The organism is Streptomyces pratensis (genome assembly GCF_037137275.1).
GTDB classification, from domain to species: domain Bacteria; phylum Actinomycetota; class Actinomycetes; order Streptomycetales; family Streptomycetaceae; genus Streptomyces; species Streptomyces pratensis_B.
Map to the genome: position 1 here is coordinate 6445 of NZ_JBBBEN010000068.1, position 21023 is coordinate 27467.

Consider the following 21023-nt stretch of genomic DNA (forward strand, 5'->3'; position numbering starts at 1 on the left):
GCGGGCCGGTGGTGGCCGGAGTTCCGGCGCGGAGCGGCCGGGGCGGAACCGTTCGCCCACGACGCGGCGCGGCCGATGGGCGAGGCTGCCTCCGTTCCCGCGGCGGCACGCGCTTCACCTGGGAGGCAGACGTCCACCTGCCCCGTGCACGGGCCGGGGCCCCGGCCCGTGTTCCGGCTCGCCGGGGCGGCCGGCGCGGGCGACCCTGTGGCCGGTCCGGGCCCCGGCCGGTCGCTTCCGGGCGGCTCTGCGGGGGTGCGGCGGCCGGGACGACGGAAGCCGAGGGCGGAGGGTGACTCGGCGCATGCGGCCGGTGGCCACAGGGGCTTGCGCCCTTTGTGCGGTTCGTCACCGGGCGGAGCCGGCGGTCGGCTCGGGTACCCTCCGTGGCATGCGAGTGGTTCTGGAACCGGACGAACCGGGGGCGGCCTGTGCGGCGGCTCCGGTCCGGACCGAGGGCTCGCGCGGGAGAGGGGCCGGCCCGGCCCGGGAAGCGATTCCCCTGCGGGCGGCGCGCTCCCGTTCGACTCCCCGCAGCGTGCGTCGCACAGTATGTACCGCGCGTACTCCTTCGCGCTGGAATATGCCCGAAGTGGTTGTTGCGGTGACTGTACGTCAACCATGCTGTCGGGTCAGGGAGTCACGTTCCGTGACCCCGAGGAGGCGCGAGGCGATGTGCCCGCCGGTTCGGATGGTGTGAGCGGTGCAGGTGCTTCAGGTTCAGCTGGAGGTCGGTCCAGATCCCGCGGAGGTGGGACGGGCCCGTAGGTGGGCGCGGTCGCGCCTGGCCGGATCGGGGATAGGGGAGGACGAGCCGCTCGCTGAAACGCTCATCCTGCTGATCTCGGAGCTGGTCACCAACGCGGTCGTCCACACGGGCTGTCCGGCCGTGCTGCGGATGCTGTTCGGCGCGGCAGGCGGAGTGACCGGGACCGTCCGGGTCGAGGTCGCGGACGCCAGCGACCGCCCGCCGCTCCAGCGCCACGCGGACGGCGACGAGACCAACGGCCGGGGCCTGGAGCTGGTGGACGGCCTCGCGGACCGCTGGGGCTGGCAGCCGGAGGGTGTCGGGAAGCAGATCTGGTGCGAGGTCGACCGGCGCGGCCCGGTGCGCCCCCGGCGGGTGCCGCCGGTCGTCCCCCAGGGCGGCGAGACCCGCGAGCCGGCGCCCCGTCTCTTCACCGTCTGACCTGGGCGGCGCGGGGGCGGGCCCGCTCCTCGCACCCGTAGCGCGGGGAATGGGGAGCGGGGAGCGGGAGCCGCGACTCGGGGAGCGCGGGGACGGGACCGCGGTTCGGGCCGCCCCCCGGCGAACGGCTCTCGGGCTTCCGGCGGTCCACGACGCGGCCCAGGGCCTGGCTGATCATCGATCTCGTGGTGGGTCGTGGTGAGCTGAGAGACAGGGCGACCGGGACGGCTCGGCCCTCAGAACGACGGGTCCCCCTCCGCTACGACAAGCCCTCTCGCTCGCGAGCGCTTGTCGGACACGGCCTGGGAAGTGGCGTCCGCCGAGGACCGGAACGTACGCCGGTAGACCGTCGGCGGCACGCCCAGGGCCGCCTGGAGGTGCTGGCGCAGGGAGGTCGCCGTGCCGAAGCCCGCGTCCCGGGCCACCTGGTCGATCGACAGGTCCGTCGACTCCAGCAGGTGCCTGGCCCGCTCCACCCGCTGCTGGGTGAGCCACTGGCCGGGGCTGATGCCGACCTCCTCACGGAAGCGGCGGGTGAACGTCCGTACGCTCATCGCCTCCTGTTCCGCCATCTCCCGCAGCAGGATCGGCCGCTCCAGGCGGGCCAGCGCCCAGGCGCGTGCGGCGCTGGTGGTCGCGAACTGCGGGTCGGGCAGGGGGCGGTGGATGTACTGCGCCTGTCCGCCGTCCCGGTGCGGGGGGACGACGGTGCGGCGGGCGATCTCGTTCGCCACGGCCGTCCCGTGGTCGCGCCGCACCAGGTGCAGACAGAGGTCGATGCCGGCGGCGACTCCGGCGGAGGTGAGGACGTCGCCGTCGTCGATGAACAGGACGTCCGGGTCGACGCGCACCCGCGGGAAGGTCCGCTGGAAGTGGTCGGCGGAGGACCAGTGCGTGGTGGCGGGCCGGCCGTCCAGATACCCGGCCGCGGCCAGGACGTAGCTGCCGGTGCAGATGGAGACCATCCGGGTGCCCGGCCGGACGTGGGCGAGAGCTGCCGCCAACTCCTCGGTGAGCCTGCCCTCTTCGAACACCGGCCCCAGTTCGTAGGAGGCGGGGACCACCACCGTGTCGGCGGTCGCGAGGGCCTCGGGGCCGTGCTCGACGAGGACGGAGAAGTCCGCGTCGGTCCTGACCGGCCCCGGCGGCCGGACCGAGCAGGTCACGACGTCGTAAAGCCTCGTCCCCCTGGCGTCCGCCGTCGAGCCCAGCGAACGGCCGAAGATCCGCTGCGGGATGCCGAGCTCGAAGGGGAGCAGTCCGTCCAGGGCCAGGACGACGACGCGGTGCGGCATGACGGCCTCCTCGGTGATGCGCGGGCCCCCGGGCGGTGGAACGCCCGGCGGAGCCTGTCGGCGAACCCTGTGGCTGGTATAGACCACGTGCTGACCGAGGGTACCGACGTGGGGGAGAAGCCGACAGGGAGCGTGTTCATTCCCGACGCGGCTCGTGACTCCCGCCCGCCGCCCGCCGTTCCCTGCGGCGGGGCGGGTCTCGTTGGGCGGTGCGGCGGGTTCCGGTGGGCGGTGCGGCGGGTTTCCGGCTGAGGGCGTGGTCCGAGGCGGCCCGGCCCCACGTCCCGCCGGAGGTCCTCGACCGCCTGTACGCCTACGATGTGGCGGGTCCGCTCCGGCTGGTCGGGGCGGGCCGCGCCCCGGGCCGGGCGGGGCGTGGAGGCGGTGAGGGCTGCGGAGTCGCCGTCGGCGGTGACGATCGACCTGGGGGTGGTGGCGGTGTGGTGGTCGGCCTGGCCGGTTCACGGTGAGGGGCGTGCCGGGTGACGGGCGCGTCGGGGGCCGCCCGCACGGACGGCCCGGACCGTGCGGGGGGCCGGCGGGCGGCGGAGGCGGCCGGGGCTCCGGACCGGACGCGGCCCCTGAGCGCGTCCCGGGTGCGGCTCGTGGCGCTGGTGGCCGCCGCCCTGACGATCGCCGCCGGGCTCGGGGCCCGGGCCGCGGTCGCGGGGGCCGTCGCTGAGTACGCCGGGGACGCGCTCTACACCGTGCTGCTGTGCGCCCTGGTGGTGCTCGTCGCCCCGCGCCTGGGCCGCCGCCCGGCCGTCGCCGCGGGGCTGGCCCTGGCGCTGAGCTGGGCGGTGGAGTTCGCCCAGCTCACCGGCGTACCCGCCGAGCTGGCGGCGCACAGCATGGCGGCCCGGCTGGTGCTCGGCTCGACCTTCAACGCCCCGGACCTGCTCTGGTACGCGGTGGGCGCGGGCCTCGCGTGGGCGTGCCTCGCCCGGGCGGGGTTCCGGGACGGGGAGCGGTGGCGGGCGCGTTGAGGGCCCTGTCCAGGCCTGCCCGGCGGAGGGGTGGGGGAGGAGAGGCGGTGCGCGGGGGCGTCAGCGGACGGCTGAGCCGGGGGCGGCCCGGCGCCCCGGCGTCGGCATGCCCGCCGTCCCGGGCTCGGTACGCCCGTTGTCCCGGGCTCGGTACGCCCGCCGTCCCGGCGTCGGTACGCCCGTTGTCACGGGACGCGAGGGCCCCGGGTCGGCACGCGGGCCGGACCGCACCGTGAGACCCTGGCCGCGCTTGGCCCGATCCCTGCGAACCGTGTCCTTCGGGCCACTCGATCGCCCCCGGCCGCCCCCCGACCCTGGTGGACGTGACCCAGACAACCAGGCCCGCCGTCCCCGGAAGCGTTCCGGACTGCCCCCGCCCCCGCCGCCGTTCCCCGTTCGCCGTCCACCGGGCGTGGATCGTCGCCGCTGTCACCTTCGTGACGATCATCGGCGGCGCGGCGTTCAACTCCCTGCCCGGTCTGCTCATCGACCCGCTCCACACCGAGTTCGGGTGGTCGCGCGGGGAGATCGGGCTGGCCGTCTCCATCGACATGGCGCTCTACGGGCTGATGGCCCCGTTCGCCGCCGCCCTGATGGACCGCTTCGGCATCCGGCGCGTCGTCGCGGTGGCGCTGACCGCCGTGGCCGCCGGGGCGCTGGCCAGCGTCTGGATGACGGCCTCCTGGCAGCTGATGCTCTACTGGGGGCTGCTCGTCGGCCTCGGTACCGGGTCCATGGCGATGGCGTTCTCCGCGACGGTCACCCAGCGCTGGTTCGTGGCCCGCCGGGGCCTGGTGACCGGCATCCTCACCGCGGCGGGGGCCTCCGGGCAACTGGTCTTCCTCCCGCTCTGCGCCTGGATCGTCGTCGAGCACGGCTGGCGGCCCGCCTCGGTCACCGTCTCCCTGGCGGCCCTCGTCGTCGTCCCGTTCGTCTGGCTGCTGATGCGCGACCACCCGGCCGACGTGGGCCTCGCCCCGTACGGCGGGACGTACGCGCCCAAGCCCGCGCCCGTGCGCGGCGCCGCGGGCAGGGCGGTGCGGGTGTTGGCGGACGCGGCGCGCACCGGCCCGTTCTGGCTGCTGGCGGGCTCGTTCGCGATCTGCGGGGCGTCCACCAACGGCCTGATCCGCACCCACTTCGTCCCGTCCGCCCACGACCACGGCATGCCGGTGACGGCGGCGGCCTCGCTGCTCGCGGTGATCGGGGTCTTCGACATCGTCGGCACGGTCTTCTCCGGCTGGCTGACCGACCGTTACGACGCCCGCAGGCTCCTCGCCGTCTACTACGCGCTGCGGGGGATCTCGCTGCTGTTCCTGCCGATGCTGATGGCGCCCGAAGTGCGGCCGCCGATGGTCTTCTTCATCGTGTTCTACGGGCTGGACTGGGTCGCCACGGTCCCGCCCACGCTGGCGCTGTGCCGCGAGCAGTACGGCGACGACAGCGCGATCGTCTTCGGCTGGGTGCTGGCCTCGCACCAGGTGGGCGCGGCGGTGGTGGCGTTCCTCGGAGGAGTGGCGCGAGACGTGTTCGGCAGCTACGACGTGGTCTGGTACGCCTCGGGGGCGCTGTGCGCGATGGCGGCGCTGATGGCCCTCGTGATCCGTCGCGTCCGGGAGCCGGCGGACGCCGTGGCGGAGGGCGGGACCGGCCGCTGATCCGGCCGGAGCCCGACCGGTACGTGCGGGCCGGTACGTGCGGGCCGGCACGTACCCGGCGCGCGGACGCCGGGCGGAAACGGAGTGGTGGCGCACAATCACCAGGCGGGCTTACGACCCTGGTTGGCGCCTACCACCAGTGGGTCGGGTAGGGGGCCGCCCCGGAGCCGCCTCTACCGGGGCCGCCCACCCGGTCGGCCAGAAAGCCGACGCCCGTGATCAGGACGGTGGCGAGAAGCAGCAGGGGGAGGAACGTCACGGCCGGGGGCTGGGCCACCACGACGATGACCGCGGTCGCCGCGGCGGGGGAGTGCGCGGTGCGGGTGAGCGCCATCGCCCCGATGGCGAGGCCGCCCGCGACCGCGGCGGCCCAGGTCGAGCCGCCCGCGACGGCGAGCGTCAGGAAACCCACGATCGCCGAGACCGCCTGCCCGCCGATCACGCTGCGCGGCTGGGCCAGGGGCAGCGCGGGCGCGGCGAAGACCAGGGCGGCGCTGGCCGCGAGCGGCGGTATGAGTACCGGCTCGTCCAGCAGGCCGCCGACGGCCACCAGCAGGACCAGCGCGACCGAGCCGCAGAGCGTCGCCCGGATGACGACGGGGAGGGGCGGGCGCGCGGGGGCCTTGCTCGCCGGCAGCGCCACGGCACGGCGTACGGCGGAGGCGAAACGGCCCGCCGTGGAGGGGCCCCGGGGCGGGGCGGGCGGGCGAGGGGCGGCGAGCTCGGGGGCGGGGACCTCGGACACGGGGGCCTCGGACACGGGGTTCCTTCCTCGACAATCAGCTAACGCGTGAATCGCTATTCTTGCATTAGCAAGGTGGCGTGTCCCGGGAACGGGACGCGGGTGCTCCTCCGGGGCCGGGGCCTCCCGCGCTCACCGGAGGCGGCCGGGGCAGGATGGGGGCATGGCCAAGAGTGTCGGGGACGGACGGGAGCGGCCGGTGACCGAGGAGCTGGAGCCGTCGGCGGCCGATGAACTGCCCTTGTCCGGCGAACCGTTGCCACTTGACCTGGTCAACACCACGTACATCAGGGGAGGGGTGCGAGGGCGGCTGGTGGACGCGTTCGCCGCCGGACCGCAGGCCGTGGACGTCTGGCTGGCCGCGCGGCGCGGCCGTTTCTCGCCTGTGCTGGCGGACCGGTTGAGCGAGGCCGGGCCCATCGACCCCGCGCGCTACCGGGAGTTCCTGGAGCTGCGCGGGGCGCTGCGGTCGCTGGCCGCGGCACGCACTTCTGGGGAGGACCCCGAGACCGGCCCGCTCGCCGTCGTGAACGCCCGCGCACGGTCGGCCGCCCACTGGCCGGAGTTGGTGGCGGGGTCCGGCTTCCGTTCCGTCGTCCGCACCGCTGCGGACGACGTCGGCGGGGCGGCCCTCGGAGAGATCGCCGCAGCCGCCGTGGACCTGTTCACGGGCCCGGCCGCGGACCGGCTCCGGGCCTGCCCGGCCCCTGGCTGCATCCTCTACTTCGTCCGGACCCACGCCCGGCGCGAGTGGTGCACGGTGGGCTGCGGCAACCGCGTGCGGGTCGCCCGCCACAGCAGGCGCGCACGGGCCGGCGGGGCGGCGGGGGAGGCGTAGCGCGCGACTGCCGGGGGGCGCGACTGGCACCGCAGGCGGGGGCGGTCGTTCGGGCGGGGCGAGGTGTGCGGAGCGAGGCCGGGGCGCGGCGCACGCGACGTGATGGGCAGGGCGTGGCGGGTATGGCGTGATGCGTGCGGGCTTCGCGGGTGTGCGGGGCCGGGGCGGGCGCGTCCCATGGCGTCGTCGCCGTCGCCGGGGCGGTGTGCGGGGCGGCCGGGGGGTGTCAGGCGTCAGATGCCGGAGCGGCGGGCGTGGTGGCGCTTGGCTTTCGCGCGGTTGCCGCAGCCGGCCATGGAGCACCAGCGGCGCGTCCCGTTCTTGGAGACGTCGTAGAAGTGCAGGACGCAGGCCTCGTTGGCGCAGGGGCGGATGCGGTCGGGGCGGTCCGCCACGAGGCTGAGCCAGCTCTCCGCCGCATACCAGGCGGGGCCCCAGGACGGCGCGTCCGTCTCGACCACGGACGCCGGAAGCCCGTCGGGCCCCAGCTCGCGCCGGACGCGCCCGTGTGAGAGCACCTCGTTGAGCTGGGTCGCGCCGTCGAGGATGGCCGGATCGCGTCGGGCGGCCGGGGCGGCCAGTGCGTCCAGCGCCGCGCGGGCGTACAGCAGCCGGTCCAGCGTGGTGCGGTCGGCGGCCGGAACGCCGTCGGGCAGCCCGAGGTGGGTGCGTACCGGGGCGCTGTCCAGCCAGACCGCCAGACCGGCCACGGAGTCGAGCAGGTCGTGCGGCCCGCCCCCGTCGATCCACCGGGTGTTGAGGAGGTCGAGGGCGAGCGGCTCGCCGGTGAGAGGCCGGGGATCGGGCCCGGGGGGCTGCGGCACGGCTGGGCTCCTTCCGTCACGCGGGTGGGCGGATGCTCTGTCAATGGTAACCAGCCAAATGAAGATCACCGGTTGACCTCCCGTGCGTCTAACCGCCAAACTGCGTGTGAGTGGTTACGAGGACGGCTCGTGACCCCGACCGAAGGCATGGGGATCGAACATGAGCAAGGCCAAGAACCTCCAGACCGGTCACGTCGGCCTCAACGTCACCGACCTGTCCCGCTCGCTGGCCTTCTATCGCGAGGTCTTCGACTTCGAGGTGCTGGCCGAGGGCAAGGACGCCGACCGCCGCTGGGTCTTCCTGGGGCGCGGCTCACGGCTTCTGGTGACCCTGTGGGAGCAGAGCGCGGGGGCGTTCGCGACCGACCGGCCCGGCCTCCACCACCTGTCCTTCCAGGTGGACTCCGTCGAGGAGGTGCGGGCCACGGAGGAGGTCCTGCGCGGGCTGGGAGCCGCGTTCAGCTATGACGGCGTGGTGCCGCACGGCGAGAACGGCGCCTCGGGCGGCATCTTCTTCACCGACCCCGACGGCATCCGCCTGGAGATCTACGCGCCCACCGGGGCCGACCCGGCAGACGCCCCGACAGCCGGTGCTCCCACCTGTGGTTTCTTCTAGAACGCACCCCCCTGCCCGGCCCGCCGGGCAGGCACGACGGAAGGGAAGGGGGTGGCCATGAGCGGCTACCACCGAGGTGAGATCGCCGCGCAGGAGCGGGCGGGGCTCGCCCGGCAGGCGGCGCACGCGCAGCCCGTCATCCGTGACACGGTCCCCGCGGTGGCGGCGGACTTCCTCGCGGAGCAGCCCTTCCTGGTGGTGGGCGGCACGGACGAGGGGGGCCGGGTGTGGGCGACCCAACTCCTCGGCGAGCCGGGATTCCTGAAGGTTCCCGCGCCGCACACCCTGCTCGTCGACGCGCTGCCGCAGCCCGGCGACCCGCTGGCCGGCCTGCTGACCGGCACCGGCGCCGGGGTCGCCGGTCCCGCCCGGATCGGCATGATCGCCATCGCCCCGGCCGCCCGCCGCCGGATGCGGATGAACGGCCGGGCGGTCCGTGACGGCGGCCGGCTCCGAGTCGATCTCGACCAGGTGATCTCCAACTGCCCCAAGTACATCCAGCAGCGTCATCACCGTGAACTCCCTCCGCGGGAACGCGCGACGGAGCGCCGCACAGTCACCGACAGCACCGCGCTGACCCCCGCGCAGCAGCAGGCCCTGCGGGTCGCCGACACCTTCTTCGTCGCCACCGCCTCCGACCGGGGCGACGCCGACGCCTCGCACCGCGGCGGCGATCCGGGCTTCGTCGAGGTGCTCTCGCCCCGGCTGCTGCGCTGGCCCGACTACCGCGGCAACGCCATGTTCCTGACCCTGGGCAACCTCGAACTCAACCCGGCCGCCGGCCTGCTGCTGCCCGGCTGGGACACCGGGACGGCCCTGCACCTCTCCGGATGGGCCCGCACGGTGTGGAGCGGGGAGGCGGTGGACCGCACCCCGGGGGCGGAGCGCCTCGTGGAGTTCGAGATCGACGCCGTACGGGAGATCTCCGCCGCCTCCCCGCTGCGCTGGTCGGAGCCTGCGCTTTCCCGGTTCAACCCCCCGGCCGCCGGCTGACCCCCGGGCCGCCCCGGTGTCCGGGGTCCGGGCGCCCCGGGGCCCGCGCGGCGTCACTGCGGATGGGCCGGTGACGGGGCGCCGCACATCGAATCCGCTGTCGCGCGCCCGGCCCATCTCGGCGGCTCCACGACACAACACCGTGTGGACAACGTGCGGCTGACGCAGCGTCAAGCCTTCGGTCGGTCGCCGCCCCGGGAGCGGCCGACCGGGCGCGGGACCATGTGGTCATGAAGGGGCGTTCCGTGGCGTAGAGTGGTGTCCACGACGCGGGGTGGAGCAGCTCGGTAGCTCGCTGGGCTCATAACCCAGAGGTCGCAGGTTCAAATCCTGTCCCCGCTACTGATGAAGACGACTGAGGCCCGGATCTCCTGGATTCGGGCCTCAGTCGCGTCTCCCGGAGGCCCGGCTTCCCCGGCCCCCGCTCCCGCCTTCGGCCCCCGTTCCCGCCTTCGGTCCCCGCCCCCGGTCGGCGGCGCGCGGACGCTCGGACATCCTTCCCGGACGCTGAGCCATGGGCGGCGGGCCTCCGGCCGGGCGACGCTGGGGCCATGACACAGACAGACGCAACGCCGACACAGGGCCCCGTGCTGGTGGTCGGCGGTACCGGCAAGACCGGCCGCAGGGTCGTGGCCCTCCTCCGCGAGCGGGGCGTGGAGACCCGCGCGGCCTCGCGGTCCGGCGACACCCCGTTCGACTGGGCGGACCGGACCACATGGAAGACGGCCCTGGACGGTGCCGCGGCCGTGTACATCGTTCCGCTCGACATCTCGCCCTCCCTGACCCCCGCCTTCGTCGAGCAGGCCGTGGCGAGCGGGGTGCAGCGGATCGTGCTGCTGTCGGCGCGGGGCACGGGCGTACCCGGTTACTTCGGCCCCGACCACGACGGCGACACCCCGCACGCCCAGGGGGAGCGTGCCGTACGGGCCTCCGGGGCGCCGTGGACGATCCTGCGGCCCGGGTGGTTCGCCCAGAACTTCACCGAGGGCGACTTCCTGGAGGGCATACGCGGCGGCCGGCTGGCCCTGCCCACCGGAGACGGCAGGGCCGCGTACGTCGATGCCGACGACATCGCCGCGGTGGCCGCCGCCGCGCTCACAGAGGACGGCCACGCGGGCGAGGTGTACGAGCTGTCCGGCCCCAGGGCGCTCAGCGTCGCGGAGGTCCTGGAGGAGATCGGCCGGGCCGCCGGGGTGCGCGCCTCCTACCTCCCGATCGACGAGCCCACCTTCCGGGCCGGCCTGGTGGCCCGTGGCGTCCCGGAGTCGGCTGCCGCGCTCTGGGCCGAGGTGCTGCGGCCGATCGCCACGAGCCGGGAGGCGCCGGTGCTGGACGGCGTACGGCGGGCGCTCGGCCGGGAGCCGCGCGACCTCGCCGACGTCGTCCGGGAAGCGGCGGCGAACGGCGCGTGGGGGTGACGCAGAGGTGAGCCGGGGAGGGGCGGCCCGCACGGAGCCCCTCTCCGTCACCTTGCGCGGCCGCCCCCGCGCCCCGGGCGTACGGGGCGGCTCCGTGGTCGTACGGGGCCGTCCCCCGCTCATCCCGCCGCGTCGGACGCCACGGTCTCGCGGCGATAGGCACTCGGGCTCTCGCCGCGCACCCGCTTGAACGCCGCGCTGAAGCCGAAGGCGTCGGCGTAACCGACCTGCCTGGCCACGGCCGCCACGGTCAGCTCCGGACGGGTCAGCAGGTCGGCGGCGAGGGTCATCCGCCACTCGGTCAGATAGGCCACAGGGCCGTCGCCGACGAGTTCCGTGAACCGCTTCGCCAGGGTCGTCCGCGACACCCCGGCCCGGCCCGCCAGCTCCGCCGTCGTCCAGGGGTGCGCGGGGTTCTCGTGCATCGCCCGCAGGGCCGGACCCGCCACGTCGTCCCCGAGCGCTCCGTACCACCCCGGCGGGTTGGCCTCTGGGCGGGCGAACCAGTCCCGCAGCGTGCACACCAGCAGCCAGTCCAGAAGCCGGTCGAGCACGATCTGGTGCCCCGGCCGCCCGCCGCTGATCTGCGCCGCGAGATAGTCCCGCATCTGGGTGCAGTCGTGGTCGTCGGGGACGACGAGGACGGGCGGCAGCGCCCGCAGGAGCCGTTGGGGGACTTGTTCCTGTACGTCAAAGGAGGCGACCAACAGCACGGTGGGGCCGTCCAGTTCCGGACCGCCGTCCGGAGCGAGGACCGGGTTCCGGCCGATCCCCCAACTGACCTCCCGTACGCCGATGACCTGCCCCGGCCCCGTGCTGTTCGCCGGGTCGTCCGTGAAGACGAACGGCGCCGGCCCCCGCACGACCGCGGCCTCGCCGAGTCCCACGCGCAGCGGCTCGCCGCCCTCGGGCACGATCCAGCCCGCCCCTCGCAGCGGTACGCACAGGGTCAGATACGCCCCGTCCGAGAACCGCAGGGACCACGGCGCCCACAGCACCGAGCGGCCGAACACCGCACCCTTGCCTCGCACGCCCCGCAACAGTTCGTCGAACACGTCCATGGGGCCACGATATGCAGGAAACGGCGGCGTGTTCGGCCGATCGCCCAGCCCGCCCGGCGCGGACGGCCCGCCCGGCGCGGACGGCCTGCACGGGCTGCACAGCACGCTCACTCCGAAGGGTGTTCGTCCCGTGGGGGAACTGCTCTATACGCACGGTGGTGCGTACGTGCACCCGCTGGTCACACCGCACTGGCCCATCATCGGAAACCTAGGGCTTGCCACCCCGCTGCGCGTGACTGTCCCTGTGTACGCGCTCGCCCCCGAGCACACCGGCGACGAGGCCTACCCCAAGCTCCACAAGCTCTACGACGGCCTGACCGAATCCGGGTTGCCGGTGATCGCCGCGGGCGATTCAGCGGGCGGCGCCCTCGCGATGGCGCTCACCATCCGGGCCCGGGACGAACACTGTCCTCTTCCCGACGCGGTCCTGTTGTTCTCGCCCTGTACAGACGCGACCCTGACCAACCCCGACATCCCCGTCATCGAGCCGCGAGACCCCATGGTCGGCAGCGAAGGAGCGCGATGGGCCATGCGCCGCTGGGCCGGGGGCCGCCCCCTGCGACACCCCTGGCTCAGCCCGCTCAACGACAGCCTGCGCGCACTGCCCCGCATCCGCGTCTTCCACGGCGAACGCGACATTCTGTGCCCCGACGCCAAGAAGATGGTCGCCAAGGCCAAGGCCGCCGGCACCGGCGCTGAGATGCACCTCTATCCCGATGCCTTCCACGTCTTCGTCGGCCTCCCACGACTCCCCGAATCGCGGGCAGCTCTCGGCCACCCCAGCCGGATCATCAAAACCGTCACCGCGACCTGACCCCACCACGGGGCGGACGCCGCCGCAGGCCTCGTTACCAGTCCCCGCCCTCAGGAGCCCTGGGTGCTGGATCATGATCACGTGACAGGTCGCCATGAACTTGCCGAGCCGGAACGGGAGTTCGTGCTGCCGTTGCTGCCCCGGTCGACACGGGGACGGAAACGGATGGACGACCGCAGGCGCTCCGGTGCGGGCCGTGTCGCAGGGCCAGCAGAGTCAATCCCCCAGGGACGGCTCCAGGTCGATCAACTGAGGAAGGTCCGCCACTCCGAGCTGGCCAGCCAGCTCGGTCAGCCTCTCGTACTGGGTACGGCTGATCGAGAGATGGAAGTACTCGATGACGTGACACAGGTCGTCGACGGCCAACTCCTCCTCGGCGTTCTGCGCCATGCCGAGCGTTGAACGCAGGGCTCCACCTGCCGCGCCGCCGGGATGGGAAGCAGCAACCTCCCGGACCAAGGAAGCGAACGTTGCCTGCCATGAGTCGGCTGCACCTGCGGCGACCATCTACCGAACGGCCCTTCCAACGTCTCCACCAACCAGCGAAGCTGACCAGCACCAGCGATGCCGCATCATAGCCAGCACTTACACGATCGGCGAGCAGTGCATGCCTTGATCCACTTCTGAGACACGTCGCCCTGAACAACACCTTCAACCGGCTCAACGTCATCGTCCAGCAGCCGGCCGGTGGCTACCAGGTCGGCGTGCTCGGCCGGTCCTCCCAGGATGCGAGCAGTGACACCAGGGCGACGAGCTGCTCCTCGTCGTAGTGCTCGGCCGCGCGCCCGGACGTCGTCCGGGACCCCGCCCGCCGCGTCGGCGATACGGGTGCCCTGCTCGGTCAGCCACCGCGCCCACCGAGACGAGGTGCTTGATGATCTTCCCGGCGGTCGGGCTGGTGAAGGCGTTGAGTCGGGCGTTCATGGTTGGCTCCTTCGCTGTCGTCAGTGCTTGCACACACAGGACGGAACCGGCTCGGTGGAACGTGACACCGGCGGGAGTGACGGCCCCCACACCACAACGGCCCCCACACCAACGGGTCTCGCACGCACGGCCGCCACACCCACGGCCCTCGCACCCACGGCGTCCATCGGAGCCCGGCCCTCGCACCCACGGTGGCCCCCCGGGTCCGGAGCCCCGGGGCCCGGGCCCCCCGGGGCCGACGTCAGCGGTGGCCGAGCACGTTGACCACCCGGCCGTTGGGATCGCGGACGAAGAACCGCCGCACACCCCACTCCTCGTCCTGGAGCGGGTGCACGATCTCCGCACCGCTCTGCCGTACGGCCGCGTAGGCCGCTTCCACGTCGTCCACCTCGATGCTCAGATCGGGGACGGCCGGGGCGGTCAGGTCGTGGGTCAGCAAACTGACTTGTTCCTGCGGCCGGGTCGGCGAAGCGAGAGTGGTGATCCAGCCGAGGTTCATGACCTCCTCGAAGCCGAGCAGGCCGTAGAACTCCCGGCTCTCCTCCACGGCCTCGGTCTGGATGTTGGGCACGACACGGCGAACGGTCACCACGGACTCCCGGAGAGAAGGGCCTGCACCTGAAGACCCGGCCGGCGCCGACTTCGGGGCGCTGGGTGTCAGGTCCTCCTCCCGACCGTAGCCCCGCGTCAGAGCCGTCACGGCGACGGCCTGGGCGCGCCCCTCGGTGGAGCGGTCCGCACGGCGGCGGCCGGCAGAGGAGCCGGTCGGCGCCTGCGTCATCCCGGGGACGACGCAGGCGAGCGAGGGGCCCGCCGTGTGGCGCCTCGTGGCGAAGAAGGCGAGGGCCGTCGCCGGCGGATTGCGCCCCGCCACCGCGCTCACCCGACCGGCGGCTGACGGGCGGTTTCACCAAGCCGACGAGGCGGGCCTCATCGCTGCCGCCGGTCACGGTCGGCCATGGACCGAGCGCATGCTCGACCTGCTGCTGCATCCCGCAGTCGGAAAAGCATCAGCCCTGCGGGGGCAGGGCGTCCTTATTTTTGTGTGATGACCTTTTCGGGGAATGCGCGCGCAAGAGTGTTTCTCCGCTTTCCTTTCCCTTTCGCTTGTGTGCCGATGCATTCTGCGCTGTAGCGTCACCTGCTGAGAAAGCCAGGGGCGGAAGAAGCAAAGGCGGGGCGGGGCTGTGCAGCATTCTGGACAGTGGCGGGAATTGTTCGAGCTGGCGGGCAGGCCCAGAACCCCGGAGCAGGGAGACACCGCACCGCGCAGGTCACCGGCTTCGTTCGCAACCGACGGCTCCGGGCCCCGCACAGGCCGGGAGGAGGGCGGTGCCCGGGGCGGCTTGAGCCACCGGGGCGGCCCCTGGACGAAGGCGTCAGGGACCGCCGACGCCTTGCGCATCAGCACCGAGATCAGCCGCGGCCGGCTCGGCGTCGCGCATGAAGGCGTCGTCTCCGGCGGCCGGGGACTCGCGTCGCTGGCCGTGCTGAAAGACGTCAGGGAGTCCTGGGAGGCGCGGCTGACGGCAGTGCGCGGTGAGTGCGGCTACCTGAGCGGGGCTCTGCTCAAGGTCGCCAAGGAGATGGGCGAGACGGACTCCGCTGTCGAAAGGTCCTTCGGTGTCGTGAAGCAGGGCGAACCCCGGTGACCGGCGCCACCTTGACCTGGCGGCTTCTGCGGGACCTGAAACCGGGGGAGTTCGAGAACGCGGGCGACGGCTGGCACGAGGTTTCCGGCCGGGCCGGCTCCGACCGGGCGAGGACCGACAGGGCGATGGCGGCGAAGCTGCGGGAGACCCAGGAGAGCGACGCGGCCGACGCGGCCGTCTCCAGGCTGGAGCGCTTGAGCCGAAACTTTCGCTATGTGCACGTGGAAGCCGGTCTCATCCGTACGGCGCTGAACGGTCTGGCATCCGAACTGGCCGCGCCCCGTAAACAGCTCCTGGACGCACTGGAGGACGCGGCCTGCCTGAGGTTCACCGTCCACGAGGACGGTTCGGTCAGCTACCCGGCCGCTGTCGCCGGGACCCTGCTGGGCGAGAGGGAGGAACCGGGCGGCACGGCCCGGGGCAGCGCGCGGCTCCCTCTGGAGCCTCCCGGACTCGATGAGCGACCCGGATTCCCCGGCGCGCCCTTCGAGCCCAACCCGAACGCGGCGAAGGCCCGGACCATCGCGGACACCATCGCGCGTGCGGTGCGTACGGCAGCGGAGATCGACGCGAGATACGCGAAGGTACTGAGCAAGCTCAAGGCCGCCGACGGCCTCGACGTCACGACGGCGGCCGTGGAGGACACGGCCCGGGACGCGGCGGCGGTCCGCTCCACGGCGGGAAGCCACCTGAGGGACGGGGTCCCCTGGGGCGCGTCGGCTGCTGGACGCAAGGCCTGGTGGGACGGGCTGAGTGCGGAGCAGCGCCGCGAGTACCTGGAAGTCGCACCCGACCTGATCGGCAACCTCGACGGAATTCCGGCCGCGGCGCGCGACGAGGCGAACCGCAACCAGTTGCCGGTGCTGATCGCTGAACTGGAACGACGGGGCGACGACGACGCCCGGACCAAGCTGGACGCGCTGCGGGAGCTCCGGACCAAGCTGAACGAGCCCAGCAGAGTGCCGATGCTCCTGTTGGGCATCGGGGACGAGGGAAACGGGCGCGCCATCGTCGCCTACGGAAACCCCGATACGTCCAAGAACGTCTCGGCCTACGTTCCGGGGCTCGGTACCAGGCTCGACAAGGAATTCGTTGACAGTACTTTGCAGCGGGGGCTGGACACGGCCAAGGGCGCGCGAAGGCTGGACCAGTCGAGCGCGGCTGTCGTGTGGCTCGGTTATGACGCGCCGCAAGACGTGGACGTCGTGGGCGCGGGCGATGCGCGGAAAGGAGCTGTCGCATACAACGACTTCATGAGGGGGCTGGTGGCGACGAATGACAACGAAGACCCCCATCTGACGGCGATCGGGCACTCCTACGGCTCCCTGACGGTGGGCACCGCGACTCAGCAGGCCAGCGGGATTCCGGGCGCGGACGACATCATCCTGCTGGGCAGCCCGGGTACCGGTGTGGACAGGGCCGAAGAACTGGGCGTCGGTAAGGACCACGTCTTCGTCGGAGCAGCCGAGAACGATCCCGTGACCAAGCTGCCCTCCAAACAGCAAGCTGTAGTAGCTGCCCCATTGCTGCTGGCCGGGCCGCTTCCCATGTATGTCGCAGGCGAGATTGCGGACAGGGATGACGACGACCTCTACTTCGGCAAGGACCCGGCGAGCAAGGCCTTTGGCGGGCGTCGCTTCGAAGTCGGTGACGGACCGAGGCCCCTTCGTGACGGAGGGGCGTTCGACGCCCATTCTCAGTACTTCACGCCGGAGAAGGACGCTGTGTCCGCACGAAATATTGCCTTGGTAATTTCCGGTAACTCAAATGAAATCAAGTCGACGGAGTGGCGATGAACCGGCCTGTCAGATCAGTGTCGAGTGCCTTCCTGGCAAGCGGGTTGATCGTCGGATGTGGAGTCGCGGGGGAGTCGGAAAGAGGGGGAAACATGAATATGCAACAAGCGGCTGAACGCTCGGACGCCCTGCTGGATTCAACGTTTAATGCCATTAACCCGAGCGTCCAGTGGGCGCACGACGATACGACGAGCGGGAGCTGCGACCTTACTCGTCGCCGTGCCGTGATGACTGATATCTCGGAGGCACGCCGCGGCAGCTTTCTGGGGACGGTCGAGAGGTTCTGGAGAGAGAGTGGTTACGAGATTGTTTCAGTAAATGCCAGCCAGAAGTACCCAGCGATTTTTGCCCGAACTCCTGATGGATTCGGTATCAACGTGGAGATCGCCGACCAGGGCCAGGCTCACTTTGAGGTCAACACACCCTGCGTGGAGAAGTCCGAAGTGGCCGCCCCCTCCACCCCGCCCAACGGCCCCGCGTACGAGAACGTCGAGATTCCCCGGCCCAACGTGCGGTCCGACTTCTGGTCGGTCGCCACGCCGGTGCCCTCCGCGGTGCCGGGGGGCGGCTGATCCACGGGGGCGTGGTGTTCGGGGCAGGGGCCGGGGCGGGCAGGGGTCAGCGTGGTGAGCGGGCCACCCGCTTGGCGATCTTCTCGGCGTCCCGGGCCATCTCGCGGAGCATTCCGCTGATCGGATTGGTGAAGCCGGTGAAGTAGAGGCCGGGGGCGTGCTTCGGGGGACGGCCGGCGTGGGTGAGCGGGCGGCCCCGGGCGTCCAGGACGTCCAAGTGGCCGAGCAGGGGCTCCAGGGCGCGGTCGTAGCCCGTGGCGGCTATGACGGCGTCCGGGGTGATCCGGGAGCCGTCGGCCAGGACCACCGCGTCCCCGTCGAAGGAGGAGACGGCCGCGACCGGGGTCACCGTGCCGGCCCGTACCGCGTCGATGAGGCCCACGTCCTGGACCGGGATCGCGCCCTGCCGGACGCGGGAGTACAGGCCCGTGGCGGGGCGGGGGAGGCCCTGGGCGGACAGGTCGGGCACGGCGATCCGGGCCAGGACGGCCGCCGCGCGGTCGACGAGCCACGCCGGGAGGCGGCGCACCAGGATGGCGGTCGCCTGGGCCGGCCAGCCCGCGGTGGAGCGGCGGACGATGTGCGGGGCGGTGCGGACCGCGATGCGTACCCGGGACGCGCCGCCCTCCGCCAGGTCCGCGGCGATCTCCGCGCCCGTGTTGCCGATGCCGACGACCAGGACGTCCCGGCCCGCGTACGGGGCCGGGTCGCGGTACTCCGCGGCGTGCACCAGCGTGCCGGTGAACGTGTCGCGCCCCGGCCATTCGGGGATGCGCGGGGTGTGGTTGTAGCCGGTGGCGACGACGATCGCGCGGCCCCGCATGACCCGGCCGCCGGTGGCGGTGAGCTGCCAGTCGCCGGAGCCGTCGGGGGCGCGGTCGATCCGGGTCACCCGGACGCCGGTGACCACCTCCAGCTCGTGGTGCTCGGTGTACTTCTCCAGGTACCGCACCACGTCGTCCCGCTTCACCCACCGTCCGAACCGGCGCGGCATCTTCAGCCCGGGCAGCGCGGACCAACGGCGGGTGGTGTGCAGTCGCAGCCGGTCGTAGTGGCGGCGCCAGGAGGCGCCGACCCGGTCCGATTTCTCCAGGACCACCACCCGTACGCCCCGCGCGCGGAGCGCGGCGGCGGCGGCGAGGCCTCCGGGGCCGCCGCCGATGACGTAGACGGGCCGGTCGTCCGTACGGTCGGTGAGGGCGATGGCGTCGTCGGTGCCTGCGGTGGAGGGGCTGTTGAGCATGGTTCGGAGCGTAATCGCCCGCACGGTTGATGAGTCTCGGTCAAGAGGGAAATCGATTGCGAATTGATCACGGGAGGGGGTCGGCACCCCTCAAGGTCGCGATCGGCGCTTCGGCTCTCGGGCTTCGGGCGCCCTCACTCACTCGTAAGGAAGCGCCCATCCCCTCCCCGGTACGGACGGCTCACCCGGCTCGTACGGACGGCTCACCCCACCTGTACGGGTCGCGGCCCCGCAGCGGTCACGCGTCGTCCGCCGCCGGGGCCAGCTGGGCCAGCACCAACCCGTGCAGCAGCTCCGCGTCCACGAACTCGTCCTCCTCCGGCGCCCCGCACCGCCAGCTCAGCGGATAGGTGTTGCCGTCCGGGGCGGGAATGCCCACCCACTGGTCGCGCGCGGCCGGCCCGAAACAGGTCGCGCCCGGCGGCCAGTCGTATCCGTCGCTCGACCCCGGCGGGATCAGGAAGTACGTCCACCGCGCCCCCGCCATCTCCCGCACCACCGGGCCCGGTTCGCCCTCCGTCAGGGTGGCCAGATGCTGGAGCACGGCCTCGCCCCGGACGCCCCGGAGCCGGATGGCGTCGAAGTGGATGCCGGAGAGGTGCAGTCGGTGCCCGGCGGTGGGTACCCATTCGGGGTGCTTCTTGCTCGTCATGGCTACGAGCATTCCGCCGACTGCGTAGCGTGACCAGCAGGACACGGTCCACATCGACGTGATGTGGGGAGGGTGGTGATGGCTGTGGGGACGAGTGGTGAGCTGACGCACGGACGGCGGCTCGTGGGGGAGCTGATCCGTATCCACCGGGCACGGGCCGGGCTCACGCAGAAGGCGGCGGCGGATCAACTGCTGATCTCGGAGTCGCTGATGGGCGCGGTCGAGCGGGCGGAGCGCATCCCCTCGCGCGACCTGCTGATGGACGCGGAGCGGGCGTTCGGTGCGGACGGGGCGCTGGAGGCGTGCTGCGATCTGGTGGACGAGGAGAAGTACCCCGCAAAGATCCTGGACTGGGTACGACTGGAGCGTCTGGCGCGCGTCATCAGTGCGTACGAGACGATGGTGATCCCGGGACTGCTCCAGACCGAGGGGTACGCGCGGGCACTGTACGAGGCGCGAGTTCCGGCGTACACGGAGCAGGAGATCGTGCGGCACGTCGAAGCCCGGATGGAGCGCGGCGCGGTGCTCACCCGGAAAACGCCGCCACGTGTGGGGTACGTCATCGAGGAAGCGATCCTGGAACGCCCCCTCGGCGGCGAGGCGGTGCTCAAGGACCAGCTTCGACACCTACTGGAGTGCATGCGCACGATGAATCACCTGACCCTGCAGGTGATGCCGACCCGCCGCCCTACCCATGCCGGTCTGAACGGGCCGATGAAGCTGATGGCCACGGAGGAAGGCCGCCACCTCGTGTATCAGGAGGGGCAAGGGGGCGCTACGTTGATCTCCAAGCCCGAACGGGTCAGCGACCTCTTCGACCTCTTCGGCACCCTGCGTGCGCAGGCGCTCAACCCCTGGGAGTCTGCCGAGTTCATCGAGAAGAAGGTGGCAGAACTGTGAAGACAGGGCCCGAACTGTTCTGGTTCAAGTCCAGCTACAGCAACAACGAGGGCGGAGAGTGCATCGAAGTCGCCTACGACTGGCGCAAGTCCAGTTACAGCAGCAACGAGGGCGCTGCCTGCGTGGAGGTCGCCACCTGCCCCCACACGGTCCACGTCCGCGACTCCAAGGTCACCGACGGGCCCACCTTCGCCGTCGCCCCGGCCGCCTGGGACGCGTTCCTGGACCACGCCGCCACCGCTGCCACCGTCAGCGGCTGATCACAGCCCCGGCGCGCCCCACACCGGGAACCACCGGGACAGGTCCTTCTCCACCCGGAGGTCGTCGCCGAGGACCCCCCTGACCTGGAGCTCCAGCTGGTTGTCCCGCTTCTCGACGTCGCCGGGCAGCGGGGCGAACGGGTAGAACGTGCCGCGCTTGTAGAGGTACACCAACGCCAGCGCACGCCCCTCCGCGTCCCGGAAGCCGATCAGCGAGCAGAGCAGGTGCGGGCCGAAGCCGCCGTCCTGGAGCAGCGTGTTGACCGCGTGCAGGTCGTTGACCAGGGCGGCCGAGTCGTCCGCCGGGTGGCTGGCGAGCAGCCAGGTGTAGCCGTACGCGTCCCGGCTGAACTCCACCGGGACGCCCCCGCGGCCGGTGTCCGCGTCCAGAAGCTCCCGTACGTCCTCCTGGAGCCGGGCGAAGCCGCCGCCCTCGACGCCCGCGAAGCACACCGAGCCCCGGCCGGTCGGGGTGAGGCCGGTGGCCGCCTGGAGGGTCAGGGCGGCGGAGGGCACGGCGAAGAGCTGGTCGAGGTCGGGGCGGACCGGTTTGCTCCGGCCGAGGATCACGTCGAGCAGGCCCACGGGTG

The 21023-nt window shown here is 72.6% G+C and carries 23 protein-coding genes, 1 tRNA gene and 1 pseudogene; 15 read left to right on the plus strand and 10 right to left on the minus strand.

What is annotated here, in order from left to right; translation table 11 throughout:
* The first annotated feature begins 703 nt into the window (after positions 1–703).
* The gene (locus V9U70_RS06780) at positions 704–1189 is read left to right on the plus strand and encodes an ATP-binding protein (RefSeq protein ID WP_336673557.1); all 486 of its coding nucleotides are present in this window, start codon (positions 704–706) and stop codon (positions 1187–1189) included.
* Positions 1190–1425: 236 nt separating this feature from the next.
* On the opposite strand, the gene V9U70_RS06785 is transcribed toward V9U70_RS06780, so the two are convergent.
* Positions 1426–2484, minus strand: a complete 1059-nt coding sequence (locus V9U70_RS06785) for a GlxA family transcriptional regulator (RefSeq protein WP_336673558.1) — start codon at positions 2482–2484, stop codon at positions 1426–1428.
* Between the two features lie 581 nt (positions 2485–3065).
* Here V9U70_RS06785 and V9U70_RS06790 point away from each other — a divergent pair.
* Both V9U70_RS06790 and V9U70_RS06795 read left to right on the plus strand, forming a co-directional pair.
* Positions 3066–3470, plus strand: a complete 405-nt coding sequence (locus tag V9U70_RS06790; protein ID WP_336673636.1) for a DUF2809 domain-containing protein — start codon at positions 3066–3068, stop codon at positions 3468–3470.
* Positions 3471–3793: 323 nt separating this feature from the next.
* A complete protein-coding gene (locus V9U70_RS06795; protein WP_336673559.1) occupies positions 3794–5128 on the plus strand; it encodes an MFS transporter in 1335 nt (444 codons plus the stop codon).
* 130 nt (positions 5129–5258) lie between these two features.
* On the opposite strand, the gene V9U70_RS06800 is transcribed toward V9U70_RS06795, so the two are convergent.
* On the minus strand, positions 5259–5771 hold the full coding sequence (locus V9U70_RS06800; protein WP_336673637.1) for an HPP family protein: 513 nt from the start codon (positions 5769–5771) through the stop codon (positions 5259–5261).
* Positions 5772–6033: 262 nt separating this feature from the next.
* On the opposite strand from V9U70_RS06800, the gene V9U70_RS06805 reads away from it, so the two are divergent.
* Entirely contained in the window at positions 6034–6708 is a 675-nt protein-coding gene (locus V9U70_RS06805) for a CGNR zinc finger domain-containing protein (RefSeq protein WP_336673560.1), read from the plus strand.
* A 233-nt stretch (positions 6709–6941) separates the two neighbouring features.
* On the opposite strand, the gene V9U70_RS06810 is transcribed toward V9U70_RS06805, so the two are convergent.
* The gene (locus V9U70_RS06810; RefSeq protein WP_336673561.1) at positions 6942–7532 is read right to left on the minus strand and encodes a CGNR zinc finger domain-containing protein; all 591 of its coding nucleotides are present in this window, start codon (positions 7530–7532) and stop codon (positions 6942–6944) included.
* A 160-nt stretch (positions 7533–7692) separates the two neighbouring features.
* Between V9U70_RS06810 and V9U70_RS06815 the strand changes: the two genes are divergently transcribed.
* The 4 genes from V9U70_RS06815 to V9U70_RS06830 all read left to right on the plus strand — a co-directional run bounded on the left by V9U70_RS06815 (position 7693) and on the right by V9U70_RS06830 (position 10559).
* Positions 7693–8148 (plus strand): VOC family protein, encoded by a 456-nt coding sequence (locus V9U70_RS06815; protein ID WP_336673562.1) that lies wholly within the window; start codon positions 7693–7695, stop codon positions 8146–8148.
* A 57-nt stretch (positions 8149–8205) separates the two neighbouring features.
* Positions 8206–9141: a pyridoxamine 5'-phosphate oxidase family protein gene (locus tag V9U70_RS06820; RefSeq protein ID WP_336673563.1), complete on the plus strand. Its 936-nt coding sequence runs from the start codon at positions 8206–8208 to the stop codon at positions 9139–9141.
* A gap of 268 nt (positions 9142–9409) precedes the next feature.
* Positions 9410–9483, plus strand: a tRNA-Met gene (locus V9U70_RS06825).
* Between the two features lie 209 nt (positions 9484–9692).
* Entirely contained in the window at positions 9693–10559 is an 867-nt protein-coding gene (locus tag V9U70_RS06830; RefSeq protein WP_336673564.1) for an NAD(P)H-binding protein, read from the plus strand.
* 119 nt (positions 10560–10678) lie between these two features.
* Here the strand turns inward: V9U70_RS06830 and V9U70_RS06835 are convergent, their stop codons facing one another.
* Positions 10679–11620: an AraC family transcriptional regulator gene (locus tag V9U70_RS06835; RefSeq protein ID WP_336673565.1), complete on the minus strand. Its 942-nt coding sequence runs from the start codon at positions 11618–11620 to the stop codon at positions 10679–10681.
* Here V9U70_RS06835 and V9U70_RS06840 point away from each other — a divergent pair.
* Positions 11619–12434, plus strand: coding sequence for an alpha/beta hydrolase (locus tag V9U70_RS06840; protein ID WP_336673566.1), 816 nt, complete (start codon positions 11619–11621; stop codon positions 12432–12434). The two genes, V9U70_RS06835 and V9U70_RS06840, sit on opposite strands and share 2 nt — an antisense overlap.
* A gap of 216 nt (positions 12435–12650) precedes the next feature.
* Here V9U70_RS06840 and V9U70_RS06845 read toward each other — a convergent pair whose 3' ends face one another.
* The 3 genes and pseudogenes from V9U70_RS06845 to V9U70_RS06855 all read right to left on the minus strand — a co-directional run bounded on the left by V9U70_RS06845 (position 12651) and on the right by V9U70_RS06855 (position 13947).
* A complete protein-coding gene (locus tag V9U70_RS06845; protein ID WP_336673567.1) occupies positions 12651–12824 on the minus strand; it encodes a hypothetical protein in 174 nt (57 codons plus the stop codon).
* Between the two features lie 337 nt (positions 12825–13161).
* Positions 13162–13288: pseudogene (locus V9U70_RS30510) on the minus strand (carboxymuconolactone decarboxylase family protein); the annotation flags it as partial.
* Positions 13289–13599: 311 nt separating this feature from the next.
* Positions 13600–13947 carry a VOC family protein gene (locus tag V9U70_RS06855; protein ID WP_336673568.1) on the minus strand — a complete coding sequence of 116 codons (348 nt, stop codon included), beginning with the start codon at positions 13945–13947 and terminating at the stop codon, positions 13600–13602.
* 226 nt (positions 13948–14173) lie between these two features.
* Between V9U70_RS06855 and V9U70_RS06860 the strand changes: the two genes are divergently transcribed.
* The 4 genes from V9U70_RS06860 to V9U70_RS06875 all read left to right on the plus strand — a co-directional run bounded on the left by V9U70_RS06860 (position 14174) and on the right by V9U70_RS06875 (position 17378).
* Positions 14174–14407 carry a hypothetical protein gene (locus V9U70_RS06860; RefSeq protein WP_336673569.1) on the plus strand — a complete coding sequence of 78 codons (234 nt, stop codon included), beginning with the start codon at positions 14174–14176 and terminating at the stop codon, positions 14405–14407.
* 348 nt (positions 14408–14755) lie between these two features.
* On the plus strand, positions 14756–15010 hold the full coding sequence (locus tag V9U70_RS06865; RefSeq protein ID WP_336673570.1) for a hypothetical protein: 255 nt from the start codon (positions 14756–14758) through the stop codon (positions 15008–15010).
* Positions 15007–16806 carry an alpha/beta hydrolase gene (locus V9U70_RS06870; protein WP_336673571.1) on the plus strand — a complete coding sequence of 600 codons (1800 nt, stop codon included), beginning with the start codon at positions 15007–15009 and terminating at the stop codon, positions 16804–16806. The genes V9U70_RS06865 and V9U70_RS06870 overlap by 4 nt, the downstream gene beginning before the upstream one ends.
* A 92-nt stretch (positions 16807–16898) precedes the next feature.
* Entirely contained in the window at positions 16899–17378 is a 480-nt protein-coding gene (locus tag V9U70_RS06875; protein ID WP_336673572.1) for a hypothetical protein, read from the plus strand.
* A 46-nt stretch (positions 17379–17424) separates the two neighbouring features.
* On the opposite strand, the gene V9U70_RS06880 is transcribed toward V9U70_RS06875, so the two are convergent.
* Both V9U70_RS06880 and V9U70_RS06885 read right to left on the minus strand, forming a co-directional pair.
* A complete protein-coding gene (locus V9U70_RS06880) occupies positions 17425–18621 on the minus strand; it encodes a flavin-containing monooxygenase (protein WP_336673573.1) in 1197 nt (398 codons plus the stop codon).
* A 238-nt stretch (positions 18622–18859) separates the two neighbouring features.
* Positions 18860–19273 (minus strand): hypothetical protein, encoded by a 414-nt coding sequence (locus V9U70_RS06885; protein ID WP_336673574.1) that lies wholly within the window; start codon positions 19271–19273, stop codon positions 18860–18862.
* 78 nt (positions 19274–19351) lie between these two features.
* Between V9U70_RS06885 and V9U70_RS06890 the strand changes: the two genes are divergently transcribed.
* Both V9U70_RS06890 and V9U70_RS06895 read left to right on the plus strand, forming a co-directional pair.
* The gene (locus V9U70_RS06890; protein ID WP_336673575.1) at positions 19352–20173 is read left to right on the plus strand and encodes a helix-turn-helix domain-containing protein; all 822 of its coding nucleotides are present in this window, start codon (positions 19352–19354) and stop codon (positions 20171–20173) included.
* Entirely contained in the window at positions 20170–20433 is a 264-nt protein-coding gene (locus tag V9U70_RS06895; protein WP_336673576.1) for a DUF397 domain-containing protein, read from the plus strand. The genes V9U70_RS06890 and V9U70_RS06895 overlap by 4 nt, the downstream gene beginning before the upstream one ends.
* On the opposite strand, the gene pspAB is transcribed toward V9U70_RS06895, so the two are convergent.
* Positions 20434–21018 carry a PspA-associated protein PspAB gene (pspAB, locus tag V9U70_RS06900; RefSeq protein ID WP_336673577.1) on the minus strand — a complete coding sequence of 195 codons (585 nt, stop codon included), beginning with the start codon at positions 21016–21018 and terminating at the stop codon, positions 20434–20436. It lies immediately after the preceding gene.
* Between the last annotated feature and the right edge of the window lie 5 nt (positions 21019–21023).

Coding starts and splice junctions, on each gene's coding strand:
- V9U70_RS06785 (WP_336673558.1), bottom strand. CDS start 2,484: ATGCCGCACCGCGTCGTCGTCCTGGCCCTGGACGGACTGCTCCCCTTC.
- V9U70_RS06805 (WP_336673560.1), top strand. CDS start 6,034: ATGGCCAAGAGTGTCGGGGACGGACGGGAGCGGCCGGTGACCGAGGAG.
- V9U70_RS06815 (WP_336673562.1), top strand. CDS start 7,693: ATGAGCAAGGCCAAGAACCTCCAGACCGGTCACGTCGGCCTCAACGTC.
- V9U70_RS06820 (WP_336673563.1), top strand. CDS start 8,206: ATGAGCGGCTACCACCGAGGTGAGATCGCCGCGCAGGAGCGGGCGGGG.
- V9U70_RS06830 (WP_336673564.1), top strand. CDS start 9,693: ATGACACAGACAGACGCAACGCCGACACAGGGCCCCGTGCTGGTGGTC.
- V9U70_RS06840 (WP_336673566.1), top strand. CDS start 11,619: ATGGGGCCACGATATGCAGGAAACGGCGGCGTGTTCGGCCGATCGCCC.
- V9U70_RS06835 (WP_336673565.1), bottom strand. CDS start 11,620: ATGGACGTGTTCGACGAACTGTTGCGGGGCGTGCGAGGCAAGGGTGCG.
- V9U70_RS06845 (WP_336673567.1), bottom strand. CDS start 12,824: ATGGCGCAGAACGCCGAGGAGGAGTTGGCCGTCGACGACCTGTGTCAC.
- V9U70_RS06875 (WP_336673572.1), top strand. CDS start 16,899: ATGAATATGCAACAAGCGGCTGAACGCTCGGACGCCCTGCTGGATTCA.
- V9U70_RS06880 (WP_336673573.1), bottom strand. CDS start 18,621: ATGCTCAACAGCCCCTCCACCGCAGGCACCGACGACGCCATCGCCCTC.
- V9U70_RS06885 (WP_336673574.1), bottom strand. CDS start 19,273: ATGACGAGCAAGAAGCACCCCGAATGGGTACCCACCGCCGGGCACCGA.
- V9U70_RS06890 (WP_336673575.1), top strand. CDS start 19,352: ATGGCTGTGGGGACGAGTGGTGAGCTGACGCACGGACGGCGGCTCGTG.